Here is a 14,830-nt window from a genome sequence, read left to right as displayed (position 1 = left end):
CTAGATCTCAAAGATATCGATTTTATTGGTGTTGCAATCGATCCCCCTCTCAAAAACGGGTAACAAACTATTAACTAATGGGTCTTACTTGTGTCATAATTTGCGCCGAAAATACACCTGACTTAAACAGGTGAGGAGAGAATATGTTCACAATAGAAGGCGTTTGTGATTGGTGCAAAAAGCCAAGCCTAGTTAAAAAGCACGACTACCTAGATGGTAAGTGTCATCATGCATGTAAAGAGTGCAATGATATTGCAACCATTGATGTTCGCCAGTTCAATATTGGTGAAATGGAAATGAGAGCAAAACTCTCCCAAGCGACATTGAGATAAGCAACACCGTGAAATATAAGAAAGCGCCTAAGGCGCTTTTTTTGTGCCTGTGGTTTTAGATCTTCTATCTCTATCTCTATCTCTATCTCTATCTCTATCTCTATCTCTATCTCTATACAGGTGTATACTGTACTTTTCTGTCAAAACCACTGTATACACCTGTATAAAGCTCACATTTTTTTCAACTTATGAGACAAAATAGCAAATTCATTCAAATTTAATTTATCAAATTATTTCAATGACTTAATTGCATTTCATTCATAACCCCAGACGAAATCGTCCAATAATCCCGCAAAAAACGCTTGATCTTATAAGTAACTAAAACTACTGTATACACATACAGCATGTATATAAGGACAGCAAAATGATTCAAGCACACGTTAAAGCACAACACTCTAGCCCGCTAGTTCACTGCGCATTTACATCAGTTTCTCGTAAAAGCAAAAATTCAAACGAGGAAGCGTTGTTTGCAAGAATGGCGTTGCTGTCCAATCAACATCAGTGGTTACTGTTTACAGCTCAAACACCAAGACCATCGGCAAAGCAGCTTAAGCAACATAATGTTTGCTGTGACCGCGTTATTCATATGAAAGCCTCTCACCAGATGACGGAAGTTGAAACGGTCGAGAAAGCCATCCGCTCTAAGAATGCGAGTGCGATTGTTGCAAGTGCATCGATTGATCAGTTCAGCCAACAGTACCTAAGAACATTAGGGTTACGTTTTCAATGTGAAGTCTTCTTTATGGATGCAAATTCAGAGCGTATTCACTAAGCTACCTTGCTTAGCCTTTTAGCTAACAAACATAGCTTAACCTTTGAGCTCACAAAACATAGCTCCAAAACACAGTCCAAATATACTGCCTTCCCCTGCCCTATAATTCGCCAATTTTTTAGCGGATTGTTAGGCGGGGGTTTTTATTTAAACAATAGATTTAGCAATCGTTTGCTTTTTCTCTGGAAGCAAATAGTAGATTGAGTATAATGCCCGTCTAATCATGTGCACATTGCACTTCTCTGTATGACGTTTGATAAAAGATAGGAATGTCTAAATGAGCCTCGCTGATCAAGTTCTTGCCGTAAATGATGACCTCCCAATCCGCACTGATAAACCTGTCCACAGTGGCAAGGTTCGTTCGGTTTACTGGTTAACTGAAGAAGATAGCCAACGACTAATTAAAGAGAAAGGCTACGATGTAGCACCAGATGCACCTTTAGCAATCATGGTGATCAGTGACCGTATCTCTGCATTTGATTGTATCTGGCGTGGTGAAGGGAATCTGAAAGGTGTTCCAGGTAAGGGAGCGGCTCTGAACGCTATCTCTAACCACTGGTTCAAATTGTTTAAAGACAACGGACTTGCTGACAGTCATATTCTTGATATCCCTCACCCGTTCGTATGGATTGTACAAAAAGCTCGCCCAGTGATGATTGAAGCGATTTGTCGTCAATACATCACAGGTTCTATGTGGCGTGCTTACGCAAATGGCGAGCGTGAATTCTGTGGTATCGAGATGCCTGAAGGCCTTGAGAAAGACAAAAAGTTGCCTGAGCTACTGATCACGCCTTCAACAAAAGGGATTTTGAAAGGCATTCCTGGCGTTCCAGAAGCTGATGATGTGAACATCACACGTAGCAACATCGAAGACAACTTCGCAGCCTTCAACTTTACTCAAGCAAGTGACATCGCGCATTACGAGAAACTTCTTAAAGAAGGCTTCAACGTAATCAGCCAAGCGCTAGCAAAAGTAGACCAAACCTTCGTTGATACCAAATTTGAGTTCGGTTACGTCAACGATGCTCAAGGCAAAGAAAAACTTATCTACATGGATGAAGTGGGCACTCCAGATTCATCTCGCATTTGGGATACTCAGGAATACAACAACGGCAACATCGTTGAGAATTCAAAAGAAGGCTTCCGTCAGTTCTTGCTTAACTACTTCCCTGATGCCGACATTCTTTTGAACAAAGAACGCATGCCAGAACGTGAAGCATTGGCTCGTGACAATGAACTGCCTCTTGATTCGCTAATGTCTCTGTCTCGCACTTACCTTGATATCGCAGCGAAAATCACAGGTGCGGAGATCGTACTGAGCGAAAATCCTAAGCAAGAGATCATTGATGTACTGCGCGCTGACTATGGTCTAATCGACTAGTCGCTTAATTGCTTAATTGCTTAATCTCAAAATAAAAAGCTAGAAAGCTAATAAGCTCGTAAACACAGATTTTAGATACTAAAAGGGCCTCAACATTGAGGCCCTTTTTACGTGTACGTTTTACTATTCCTGAGAGAGGTTATCGGCGAACTGAAGTTACAGCCTAATCGTGAACTCTTCTCCTGAATTACCCGCAATCACTAAATGACTGCGCGATTCAATATACTCGATCTGCTCTTCTTCAAGAGAATATGGCATCACCACTTTGAGCTCATTGATTCCTTCCAGCTTCGCGAGCTTGAGTAAGGTCACAATGTTTGACTCATCACTTTTACGCGTCGACATCGATTTCAATGCCATCTGCCATAAACGATCTTCAGGGCTTGCTAGCTCTTTAATGCTATCTCGCCAGACGGTACTGAACACTGGCGCAATTGTGGTGAGTGCTTCCAGAAAAGTCCATTTTTTACTGCATGAGGCGCCAAGAAATGTTGTGTAATCGAACTCTACACGCGTCTCTTCCTGTTTATCCATGATGTCCCCCGACACTTTGGCAACACAATATACTCAATATCTATCAACTCTTTCTTTATAGCAATAGGATATAGAAGAATAGTCTTTTATGACCTTTTGATTGGTTAAAAAGGCATATAAAAATCAAACTTGTAACAAAATAAGCACTGAAAAATCATATATGCACCTATTTGATTAATATTTTAGAGATAAAACTTATCCATCTATTTGATATCAATTATTCGGCTCGCTTTTTTGTACTGAATACGCCAGCCTGACCATGTCGGCAGCTCCCAACGTTTTGGCGATAACTTTCGACTACCCGATTGATAGTGAACGTAAATCAGCTTTCTCGCAGGCAAGTATTCTACATCGAGTTGCAAGTCGGCAAGGCTCAATGCAAACGGATATTTCTCCGAAAATTCTGAATAGAACCAAGTTGGAATGCCATCGAACGGTATGTCTGCGTGGTCAAACATTTCCAATTCGCTGACATCAGTAACACCTAACACTTCAAGCTGCTCTATAAACCATAGCTCAAAGTTAATGTTCTCAATTTCTGGTGTGTATTGTGTTTGCTCATCGAGACCGAGTTTCACATACAGTTGCCAGTGTTTGATTTCTTGAGTGCGAACCTTTGCAAAACCGGGAAGCTGAACCCCACTTAACACAAGGTCGACGATAGGCTTCAATGATAGTTGCCCTTCAGCCACGACGAGCTTGGTTGTAATTGTACGGCCTGCATACATCAACGCCATCTCGGTAAAAACGCCATCGTCATTTACTATTGTTTCGCCTTGCTCCCACTCTCCTAGCTGAGCATCAACTATAAGCTCAAGAGGAATGGGGGCCGTGACCGTCGCTAAGGTCAGTGTCTGCTTAACACCTCTTCCCGGCAAGCTGTGGGTATCAAGCACCAACATCGCTTGTGCATTGTCTGGGAAACGGTTCTGACGACCAAGTACTACCTCTAACGCTCCATTGGCAAAGGCTTCTTTCCTTTTCAGTCGGCGCACAAACACCAATTCAGGATGCAGATTTACAATAGTCTTAAGCAGTTCAATGCGCTGGAAACGTGACGCGACTTCTAACTGAGGAAGTTCAAACACCTCACGCATTTGCTTCGCCAATCCTTGTGCTTCATTCAGTGCTTGTTGATCTATTTCTAGATGCGGATATTCGCGACCACGCACAATCTGAATCAACAGGCATAAATCACACCCTTCTTTCTCCTGTTGCGCGAGCGCTTCCAGATGTTCTGCATTGCTCGGTAATTGATACAAACGAGCCGGAACGGATAACGCCGCTGTAAGATCGACCATCGCTTCTTTTAATGCTTTGGTTTTGATTCGAGTAACGATATCGGCATACAAAGCGTCAATCGGCAACGGATACAGCTTTTTGCCATGCTCGGTAATTTGATGGTTGCCGTTAATTGCTTCCATCGTCAGCAAGGTTTGAGTTGCGCTATTTAGCGACTTCTCAGGAATAGGATCGAGGAAAGACAAACTCTCAAGCGGAGATCCACAACATGCCGCGGCCAACATAGGCTCGGTCAGCTCTTCACGCTGCAATTCAGGCGGTGTGACTAACTCTAACGCCGCATGCTCACCATATAGACGCACACAAACGCCGTCCATGACCCTACCCGCGCGGCCAGCTCGTTGTTTGGCACTGGCTCGTGATATGGATTTAAGCATCAGAGTTGTTCTGCCATTACGCTGAACAGTGCGCCTTTCTAATCCTGAATCTATCACCACACCGATGTCAGGAATGGTTAATGAGGTTTCTGCAACGTTGGTCGCAAGAATGACCTTTCTCAAACCATTACCTGCAGTATCGATATTCCGACCCGATAACGCTAAATCTCGCTCTTTATCACTGACCGACGCATGCAATTTAATGACTTGGATATCTGGATTTTTCGCTAAGGCTTGTTCGCATTGCACAATCTCTTTTTTACCCGGCAGAAAAACCAACATATCGCCGAAAGACGCAATTAATTGATGATTCACTTCTTCCGCGATGCGCTGCTCTAGATGTCGGATATCAGGCAGAGTTCTGGATTCATTCGCTCTGTGTTCAATCTCAACTTGATAAGTTCGGCCTTCACAACTGATTCGATTCGCATCCAAATAATAAGCAAGGCGTTCACCCTCAATGGTTGCTGATGTGATCACCAAATGGTGACTCGCTTTTTGTTTCAGAATCGCCACCAGCAAGTCGATGTCCCAGCGTCTCTCATGAAACTCATCCACCACGATCACGTCAAAGCTAGCGAGCCCATCTTCTGACAGCCAACGCAGCGCGATACCAGGCGTCACAAAAACAACGTCAGTTTGCTCGTTGTACTCAGACTCAAGCTTAATCGCATAGCCCACTTTGCTCCCAAGCTTCTCGCCCGATTGTTGTGCGAGATATTTAGCCAGTGATGTACACGCGATGCGTCTTGGTTCCACCACCAACACTCGCCCATGTTGGGAAGCCCAAATTGGCAATCGCGTAGATTTACCCGATCCGGTTTCAGCCTCTACGACAAGGTGAGAATTAACGATTTGTTCGTGGAATACATTTTGATAAGCATCGATGGGAAGTAATGACATAAAAAAGGAGCGTCGCGAAAAAGTGTGAGCAAAGTATAACGAATTATCGTGTTGAAATTCGATAAGTGTGGGACAGAGGTAAGAATATCATTTTGTTTGCTCAGATCGCGGAGAAACTATTTACAATTGAATAACTAAACCGTTATCATTTTTCAGTTACCCTTTCTCCCATATTAGGCATCCAATGAACAACGATAAACGCCCTCTATATATCCCTTATGCTGGTCCTGCTCTACTAAGTACACCTCTTCTAAACAAAGGCAGCGCATTCTCTGCTGAAGAACGCAGTTCTTTCAACCTTGAAGGCTTGTTACCGGAAACAACCGAAACAATCCAAGAGCAAGTAGGACGTGCATACAAACAATATTGTAACTTCGAAAGTGATATGGATAAGCATATCTACCTTCGCAACATCCAAGACACTAATGAAACGCTTTTTTATCGTTTAGTTCAAAACCACATCTCTGAAATGATGCCTATCATTTACACGCCAACGGTTGGCGCAGCATGTGAGAACTTCTCAAATATTTACCGTCGTGGTCGTGGTCTGTTTATTTCATACCCGAACCGCGATCGTATCGATGATCTACTGAATAATGCGACAAACCACAACGTTAAAGTTATCGTGGTTACGGATGGTGAGCGCATTCTTGGTTTGGGAGACCAAGGCATCGGTGGCATGGGTATTCCAATTGGTAAGCTAGCACTTTACACAGCGTGTGGCGGCATCAGCCCAGCTTACATGCTACCAATCGTGCTCGATGTGGGTACTAACAACCCGCAACGTCTTGCTGATCCAATGTACATGGGCTGGCGTCACCCTCGTATCACAGGTGCTGACTACGATGCATTCGTTGAAGAGTTCATCCAAGCGGTTCAACGCCGTTGGCCTGATGCATTAGTTCAGTTCGAAGATTTCGCACAAAAGAACGCAATGCCACTGCTTGAGCGTTACAAAGATCGCATCTGTTGTTTCAACGATGACATCCAAGGCACAGCTGCCGTAACGGTTGGCTCTCTACTTGCAGCATGTAAAGCAGCAAACAGCAAACTGTCAGATCAGCGTATTACCTTCTTAGGTGCCGGTTCTGCAGGTTGTGGTATTGCTGAAGCTATCATTGCTCAAATGGTGTCTGAAGGTATCAGCGATGCACAAGCTCGCTCTCAAGTTTACATGGTTGACCGTTGGGGTCTGCTACAGGAAGGCATGCAAAACCTGCTTGATTTCCAACAGCGTCTGGTTCAAACCAACGAAAACACCAAAGACTGGGAAAGCGACGGCACTGGTTTCTCTCTACTAGACGTTGTTCGCCACGCGAAACCAACAGTATTGGTTGGTGTATCTGGTGCTCCAGGTCTATTCAGCAAAGAAGTCATCAAAGAGATGAACCTGCACTGTGAACGCCCTATCGTGTTCCCACTGTCGAACCCAACAAGCCGTGTTGAAGCAACACCAAACGACATTATTCGTTGGACTGATGGCCAAGCACTTGTTGCGACAGGTAGCCCATTTGAGCCAGTAGTTCACAACGGCACGACTTACCCAATTGCTCAGTGTAACAACAGCTACATCTTCCCAGGTATTGGCCTTGGTGTATTGGCTGTGAATGCTTCACGTATCACTGACGAAATGCTAATGGAATCAAGCCGTGCACTTGCTACGTGTTCTCCACTCGCTATCAATGGTTCGGGCGCTCTACTTCCACCACTAGAAGAGATCCACACCGTATCTAAGAAGATTGCTTTTGCTGTTGGTAAGAAAGCGATTGAGCAAGGTGTTGCTCTAGAGATCACTGAAGAAGCATTACAACAAGCGATTGACCAGCACTTCTGGCAACCAGTTTACCGTCGCTACAAGCGCACGGCATTCTAATAAAGCGTGCTGTACTTTGAATAAAGCGTACTGCGCTTGGAATAAAGAGCGTTAATTCCTCTTCTAAGAGCCTCTGCTATTGCAGGGGCTTTTTTCTTTACACTGTCTTGTCTTTTTAACTGATTTTTCTCATTTTTATTTGGTATTATCGAGCACTCAAAAAATAATGCTCAGTCAAAGGACTATGCCGAGAGTGAAATTCAATTCTCACATTTGCCGAAACTACTTACTAAAAACATACAAAAAACTGCAAGGTTTTCTGTATGGCTCATTTATTGTGTTCTTGGTAGGCAGCGCTGCGGTTATTGCGATCGATTATTGGGTTTCATGGCAAGCGGAAGATCGCATCATCTACGATATTGATGAAGTGCCCGAGCTTGAGGTTGCAGTTGTGCTTGGCACAAGCAAATATTTGGGTAGAACACTCAACGACTATTATAAGCACCGAATTGAAGCGGCGATTGAGCTGTTCGATCGTGAAAAAGTGGACCAATTTCTACTGAGTGGCGATAACGCTCATCGCTCTTACAATGAGCCGTGGACGATGAAGCGCGACTTGTTGAAAGCAGGCGTCCCCGATGAACGTATCAATCTCGACTACGCGGGGTTCAGAACCTTAGACTCGATTGTTCGCGCCAAAAAGATATTCGATACCGATAACTTCCTGATCATCACTCAAAAATTCCACTGTGAAAGAGCGCTATTCATCGCCAATTCTTACGATATTCACGCGCAGTGTTTAGCCGTTTCAGGACCAACCCACCATTCCGGAACCACGATACGTTTACGTGAAGTGTTTGCGCGTACCAAAGCATTCCTTGATCTGTATATTATGGGGACAACGCCAAAGTTTCTTGGACCTAAAGAGCCTATTCAACCGAGTCCAAAACCGGAATCATTTCCGATTCCAAACCCTATTACTGACCCCACTGTAAACCCTGTTGTCGACCCTACAACAAGCCCGATTGCAGCCCCTGAAGAGACCGATGTGTAGAAAACTACACATTTTGAATTTGTTGCCTCACACTTCCCCATTGTTAAGCAAAAACACACCAACACTCCTTTATTAACTTGAGTAACATTCTTCCAACAAAGTCTGACCCTACATCAAGCTATATACCTCGAAAATAATAAGCACGACTCAATGAAGTCGTGTACCAATAAAACGAGGATAAACAAAAGGAGCGTCTTATGACGGCACTTGTTACTACACTGAAACACTGGTTGTTTACCCGCAACAGCATGATATTAATTGGTAATTTCACGCTATTTGCAGTTTTGCTTAATACCCTGCCATTCGAAGCGCAAGTGAATACAGGTTTGAGTATTCTCGTATTCGTTGCCATTCTATGGTTAACAGAAGCTATTCACGTCAGCATCACCGCTTTGCTCGTTCCCCTATTGGCTGTCTTGTTTGGTGTATTCAACACGCCCGCAGCGCTGGCTAACTTTTCAAACCCAATCATCTTCTTGTTCATGGGTGGCTTCGCATTAGCAGCCGCACTGAACAAACAAGAGCTAGATAAAGCGATTGCTGACAAAGTACTGCTGATTGCAAAAGGCAGAATGTCGGTCGCTGTGTTCATGTTGTTCGGTGTTAGTGCCGGTCTATCAATGTGGATCTCAAACACAGCCACCACTGCAATGATGCTTCCTCTTGTTCTTGGCATCATGAACAAAGTCGACCAAAGTGAAGACCGCAACACCTACGTGTTCGTGCTATTGGGTATCGCTTACTGTGCATCAATCGGTGGCATCGCAACCTTGGTTGGTAGCCCACCAAACGCAATTGCAGCGGCAGAAGTTGGCTTGAGCTTCACAGAGTGGATGGCGCTTGGCTTACCTATCTCAATGATCTTACTGCCAATCGCGATGATTATTCTTTACGTGATGACTAAGCCAAAGCTTGACCACAAATTCGAGCTAGACCATGCCCCAGTTGAGTGGACAAACAGCAAGAAAATCACACTGTCTATCTTCCTTTTAACGGTAACGCTTTGGATATTCGGTAAACCAATCAACGCAATGATTGGCGGATTCTCTAAATTTGATAGCTTGGTAGCGATTGGCGCAATTGTACTGCTTGGCGCTTCTAGAGCGGTGGAATGGAAAGATGTAGAGAAAACAACAGACTGGGGTGTGCTTATCCTGTTCGGTGGCGGTATCTGTTTAAGTAATATTCTGAAAGCGACAGGAACCAGTGTATTCCTAGCACACTCACTAAGCGGATTTTTAGAAACAGCTGGCGTACTGCTTACGATTCTAGCCGTGGTAGCGTTCGTGGTATTCCTAACGGAATTTGCGAGTAACACGGCGAGTGCGGCATTGCTTGTCCCTGTATTTGCGACTATTGCTGAAGCGCTGGGGATGTCTCCAGTTATCTTGTCTGCACTGATTGCGGTTGCTGCATCTTGTGCCTTCATGCTACCAGTAGCCACACCACCTAACGCAATCGTGTTTGGCTCGGGTCACATCAAGCAGAAAGAGATGATGCGAATCGGTATGGTGTTGAACCTAGTTTGTATCCTAGTTCTGACTCTGTTCGCTTGGATTTTCTGGTAAGCACTAACGTCCAATAGACTTATGTTTATAGACAAGTACTTTTAGGGAATGCTCCCCTAAACTGGTTGAGTTTCCCCCAGCTCAACCAGTACAAAAATGCCCGCTCAGTTTGAAACTATCACTTAGTATGAAGTCACCACTGAACGAGCACATAAAAAAAGAAACGCTTTTCCCTTTTGGTGGCTCCGCGCCACTTTTTTGTTTTGGCTATTTATTGGCTAAATCAAACCGCTCACCGCTCTTCAGAACAACAGCATTAAATCGCACTTGGCACTAAACGCGTCCAACCTAGCAGCAACATCGAAGCACACAATACCCACACTACGGTCGCTAACGAGAGAGTCGACACCAAGTTATAACGATAACTGAACACATACACTGCGCCAAGATAAGCGGCGTACGGCACAAGCGAAAACAGACCAAACAGCGCTGTGGTACGTAACTCCACCATGGTTTGTTCCGTGCCGACAATGTAGTGAGCAATCAGAGCAAAGGTCGGAAACAGCGGCACTAAACCAGAGATGTAGAAGCTCTTACTCTTCGACAATAGCGCAATCAACAAAACCGCAGCTGCACCCAGCAAGCATTTAAAGAACAGAGAAATCATTTTTGTACATTTTCCAAACAAACAAAGGCTCTAGAGGGTAAACTCATCTATCAGCCATAAAAACGCCACACGTCACATATGCACGCGTGGCTTATAAACTAATCAAAACAATTTTCAGATTAGTGACTCAAGATCACCTGATTTCGACCTGAATGCTTCGCTTGATATAAAGCTTCATCAGCGCGAGCAATGGTCTCTGTCACTCGCTCTTGTTTCATCTCAGCAACACCAATACTGCATGTCAGGGGATCGCCATGAATCCAAAGGTGCTGGCTGACTAAGAGTCGGATTTTCTCAGCCTTTCGTTGTGCTTCGCCAAGATCAGTCTCCGGACAAAAAACAATAAACTCTTCACCACCCCACCTCACCAACTTATCGGAAGCGCTGATCGAACTGCCGACCACCATACTGAACTCTCGTAAAATATCGTCGCCCATTTGGTGTCCGTACTTGTCATTCACGCTCTTGAAATAGTCGATATCAAGATATAACATACTTAGCTTTCCATGCCCCTGCTTAACCTGCTGAGACTGCATTTTTAGCCAATCACGAATAGCGTGACGATTTAAAACTCCAGTTAATTCGTCTCGATGAGCCATTTCCGAGAATTCGAAATTCTGTTCTCTCAATGCTCGATTGACGTTCTTTAAGTGATGATGTCTTTTCTCTGCGATCACCATGCGCTTTCTGGAAGTATGTAATTCTGATACCAAAAATACGCTGCCTGTTCCAACCCAAACAAACAGTAAAATAAGGAACAAGCTTTCGCCTGAAATATAAGATCCCTCGAACTCAATACTACGGATAACAATTCGATGGTGGCCAAGCTTTGCACCAGATGCAGTAGCAAATTCAACCATATTCACATTCGAAAACTCAGGTGCTGAGTGCTCTAACGCAATGTCGTTATCCGCCAACCACCATGTCATCACTTGCAGGTTTTTAATCGGAATCTCAATCACACCACCATCGATTCCTGGAGAAAACTCCATTCCGTTGTACTTATGTGTGTACTCGTTATCCGGAACTGAATAAGCAGGGTTGTAGTTACGTAGGTAGGTTCTCAAACGGCCGCTTGAGTCAGCCTCCGCATGGTAATCAATATTGACTCTAAAGGTGTGATACTGAGAGAGATCAAGGCCTTCGGTAATGTCTGGATTGATACGAATCGACAGGCCGCAATAAGGCCAAGGATATTCCGACTCTTTAAGTTCACAGTCGAGAATATACTGCCCATTTTCGTAGGATAATTGGGATGTACTAACGCCCTTATCAACTCGATCGCTAGTCGCGATAAATTCATATTTATCAGGGGTTATTGCTGTTATCACACGATTTCCGCTCACACGGTAATACTGCACAATGGCAAGCGTTGCGATAACGAGAAAGATAACAATCTTATGGATCCACTTCACGTCTAAGCTTCCGGCTTAAGATCCCTATAGTTGGGATTTCACGATAAAAAACAAGTCAGATAAATTAGTGATCTTGATGCCAATAAATCACTAAAAAACGTTATATCACGGCTGAACAAAATGTCATACTATATTTTTATGCCTATATTTCATTCAGATTATTTACATCGAGAATCAAGTAATATTGCGTATAAAAACAGGTACCATTTGTTATACTCATCGCATAATCATCGTTAACCGTACTGCCTGCTCACAGCGCAATCGAGTCGACGAAATAATAATCAAAATACAACGAGTAATGTCATGTCTTTATTAGCAAAAGGAACACTCAAAAAGATGAGTGCTTCCCTTGATGGCGCGGTTACCTACCGTTTGCCTGTAGGCGAAGAGTTTGTAGAGCTAAACCCTCTGATTGGTAAAACCATCAACCTCACTCACACTGGCAATATTTTTTGCTGCTCGTGTGGTAAGAAAACCAAGAAAAGCTACTCTCAAGGCCACTGCTTTGTGTGCATGAAAAAGCTAGCAAGCTGCGACATGTGCATCATGAAACCAGAGACTTGCCACTACGATGAAGGCACTTGTCGTGAGCCTCAATGGGGCGAAGAGAACTGCATGGTTGATCACTTCGTTTACTTATCGAACACATCAAGCCTAAAGGTAGGTATCACTCGCCATACTCAAATCCCTACCCGTTGGATTGACCAGGGCGCGACTCAAGGTTTACCTATCTTGAAGGTAAAAACACGTCAGATTTCTGGCCTGATCGAAGTTGAATTAGCAAAGCACATTGCTGACAAAACCAACTGGCGCACGCTACTAAAAGGCGACGGTGACGATATGGAATTGGTAGAAAAAGCCAAAGAACTATTGCCATTGGCTGAGGATAAAATCCAAGAGATCAGAGCAAAGTTTGGCGACGATGCTATCGAGATTCTGAGCGAAAACATCACTTCACTGAGCTACCCCGTTGAACAGCACCCAGTGAAGATTGTATCGCACAACTTTGATAAGAACCCTGAAGTGACTGGTGTACTTCAAGGCATTAAAGGTCAATACCTTATCTTGGATACTGGTGTGATTAACATCCGTAAATTCGGTTCTTACGAAGTTGAGGTTTCTGCTTAATCAGCAGAGCGCCATCACAAGTGAGATACAAAAATGCCCTGAGGCTTCTGCTTCAGGGCATTTTTCATTTCAGATGAGACGATCAGCTTTAATAAAGTAACGTACAAAGACTAGAGCGCGACCACATCTCCATCGACACAGTTCTTGCCGTTTGCTTTCGCGCGATAGAGAGATTGATCGGTTAAGTTCACGAGTGCGTCAATAGTGACACCGTCTTCACAGGCTCGGCTATCACTTATTCCTATACTGACACTCACATTAAATCGAACCTTCTCATCGATTTTGAACTCGGCTTGATTGAACTCTTGACGAATTTGTTCTGAAACCTCGCGCGCAGTTTCAAGAGAGGCATGTGGGATAAATATAATGAATTCTTCACCACCCCAACGGCCCGCCACTCCTCCGACTTTCTCGGCATTGCGCTTGGTGATGTTAGCCAAAGCACAAATCACCTCATCGCCCACCATGTGACCGAAAGTATCATTAATCGACTTAAAATCATCGATATCCAACAGCATACAAACGAGGTAATTTTCAGAGATAATATGCTCTCTTAGCCATTCGTAAATCGCCCTACGATTGAGCAGATCCGTCATTTCATCGTAGTTCGCTTGGTGAACCAACTGCTTTTCCAACATCACCTTTTGCGTCACATCTTCAAGCACAACCTGAACCGCGGGCTGACCTTTCCATATAATGGCATTGTCGTAAATATTGAAGAATCGATGAACACCGTCGAAGCCAATGTTTTCGACCACCGTGCTGGTCCCCGACAACTCCCCCGACACAATCGCGTGATAATGTTTACTGATACCGTCTGTATTCTGCTGTGGCACCAATCCGAGGATCGAATCCAGCGCTAATACTTGCTCTATGGAAGTGCCACCTTGTAATTTGACCCACGATTGATTGACCATCAGAGGTTTGAAATCTCGATGAACCAAAATGCCCTGTCCTGATTGCATAATCATATCTTGATACATCTTGTCTTGTTCACGCACTGCATTTTGTAGCTGAATAGCTGGGGAAAGATCGATAACCGTGACTTGAAGTGCCGGTCTTCCCTGCCACTCCGTTACATGGTCGATAGAAAACACGGTGAACTCTCTACCATTGCGATCAACATTGGTATAAGTGTGGACCTGAGGGTCGCGTTGACCACTGACGGTTTCAAGGTAATTTTGGTAAGCGAGAACGTGAAACTCTTCAGGTATGAGATCGAGAAAGCTATCTATATTGGAAAGTAGTTCTTCTGGTGATTGATATCCATAAATACGAGCATAATTAGCATCAACACTAACTACATTCATATCTTGAATAGTTATTACACCGTACGTGGATTCGAAATTTATTGAAGACATTGCCAACTCCGTACTCTAGCTACACTTCATCACTGGAGCATAAGAACACATCCTGCCAACGCTTCCACATAATCTATTACGCGCTAGGGACATTAATATAATATCTAGTATATCGTACTGTTGGTGGCTTCTCTACAATTCAATCGCTTACACGAGTCACCAAAAGTAGACAAGCATCTCAATCTGATTACGCGCGTCAAAAAACAAAAAAAGATAATGTATATCTATGTAAGCATTACCTTTTCTGCTTTCGGCTTAAATCTAAGTTACTGAGCTAGTATTC

Annotated in this window: 12 protein-coding genes; 7 read left to right on the top strand and 5 right to left on the bottom strand. The window is 43.9% G+C overall.

Going from position 1 to position 14,830, the window contains the following annotated elements; genetic code table 11:
- Nucleotides 1–143 precede the first annotated feature (143 nt).
- The 3 genes from QQ041_RS11435 (at nt 144) to QQ041_RS11425 (ending at nt 2,485) form a co-directional block, all read left to right on the top strand.
- Complete coding sequence (locus QQ041_RS11435) at nt 144–332, top strand: hypothetical protein (protein ID WP_004733419.1); 189 nt, start codon at nt 144–146, stop codon at nt 330–332.
- A gap of 364 nt (nt 333–696) precedes the next feature.
- Nucleotides 697–1,104 carry a SulA-like leucine-rich domain-containing protein gene (locus tag QQ041_RS11430; RefSeq protein ID WP_017055178.1) on the top strand — a complete coding sequence of 136 codons (408 nt, stop codon included), beginning with the start codon at nt 697–699 and terminating at the stop codon, nt 1,102–1,104.
- A 277-nt stretch (nt 1,105–1,381) separates the two neighbouring features.
- Nucleotides 1,382–2,485, top strand: coding sequence for a phosphoribosylaminoimidazolesuccinocarboxamide synthase (locus QQ041_RS11425; protein WP_061018304.1), 1,104 nt, complete (start codon nt 1,382–1,384; stop codon nt 2,483–2,485).
- 156 nt (nt 2,486–2,641) lie between these two features.
- Here the strand turns inward: QQ041_RS11425 and QQ041_RS11420 are convergent, their stop codons facing one another.
- Together QQ041_RS11420 and QQ041_RS11415 are read right to left on the bottom strand one after the other, a co-directional pair.
- Nucleotides 2,642–3,019, bottom strand: coding sequence for a hypothetical protein (locus QQ041_RS11420; protein WP_019821854.1), 378 nt, complete (start codon nt 3,017–3,019; stop codon nt 2,642–2,644).
- A 203-nt stretch (nt 3,020–3,222) separates the two neighbouring features.
- Complete coding sequence (locus QQ041_RS11415; protein ID WP_285953972.1) at nt 3,223–5,601, bottom strand: helicase-related protein; 2,379 nt, start codon at nt 5,599–5,601, stop codon at nt 3,223–3,225.
- 184 nt (nt 5,602–5,785) lie between these two features.
- Between QQ041_RS11415 and QQ041_RS11410 the strand changes: the two genes are divergently transcribed.
- From QQ041_RS11410 to QQ041_RS11400, 3 genes are all read left to right on the top strand, one after another.
- Complete coding sequence (locus tag QQ041_RS11410; RefSeq protein WP_060982468.1) at nt 5,786–7,474, top strand: NAD-dependent malic enzyme; 1,689 nt, start codon at nt 5,786–5,788, stop codon at nt 7,472–7,474.
- Nucleotides 7,475–7,667: 193 nt separating this feature from the next.
- The gene (locus QQ041_RS11405; protein WP_029405420.1) at nt 7,668–8,468 is read left to right on the top strand and encodes a vancomycin high temperature exclusion protein; all 801 of its coding nucleotides are present in this window, start codon (nt 7,668–7,670) and stop codon (nt 8,466–8,468) included.
- Between the two features lie 197 nt (nt 8,469–8,665).
- The gene (locus QQ041_RS11400) at nt 8,666–10,036 is read left to right on the top strand and encodes a DASS family sodium-coupled anion symporter (protein WP_048607137.1); all 1,371 of its coding nucleotides are present in this window, start codon (nt 8,666–8,668) and stop codon (nt 10,034–10,036) included.
- Between the two features lie 256 nt (nt 10,037–10,292).
- Here the strand turns inward: QQ041_RS11400 and QQ041_RS11395 are convergent, their stop codons facing one another.
- Nucleotides 10,293–10,643, bottom strand: coding sequence for a GlpM family protein (locus QQ041_RS11395; RefSeq protein WP_017631289.1), 351 nt, complete (start codon nt 10,641–10,643; stop codon nt 10,293–10,295).
- Nucleotides 10,644–10,762: 119 nt separating this feature from the next.
- Nucleotides 10,763–12,058 (bottom strand): GGDEF domain-containing protein, encoded by a 1,296-nt coding sequence (locus QQ041_RS11390; protein ID WP_285953971.1) that lies wholly within the window; start codon nt 12,056–12,058, stop codon nt 10,763–10,765.
- A gap of 303 nt (nt 12,059–12,361) precedes the next feature.
- Here QQ041_RS11390 and QQ041_RS11385 point away from each other — a divergent pair, with 303 nt between their 5' ends.
- The gene (locus tag QQ041_RS11385; protein WP_285953970.1) at nt 12,362–13,186 is read left to right on the top strand and encodes a DUF2797 domain-containing protein; all 825 of its coding nucleotides are present in this window, start codon (nt 12,362–12,364) and stop codon (nt 13,184–13,186) included.
- 110 nt (nt 13,187–13,296) lie between these two features.
- Here QQ041_RS11385 and QQ041_RS11380 read toward each other — a convergent pair whose 3' ends face one another.
- Nucleotides 13,297–14,547, bottom strand: a complete 1,251-nt coding sequence (locus QQ041_RS11380) for a sensor domain-containing diguanylate cyclase (RefSeq protein ID WP_285953969.1) — start codon at nt 14,545–14,547, stop codon at nt 13,297–13,299.
- Nucleotides 14,548–14,830 lie beyond the last annotated feature (283 nt).

It is taken from the genome of Vibrio sp. TMPB1044 (assembly GCF_030442075.1).
GTDB classification, from domain to species: domain Bacteria; phylum Pseudomonadota; class Gammaproteobacteria; order Enterobacterales; family Vibrionaceae; genus Vibrio; species Vibrio satsumensis.
This window is presented reverse-complemented; position numbering and strand designations above follow the sequence as displayed.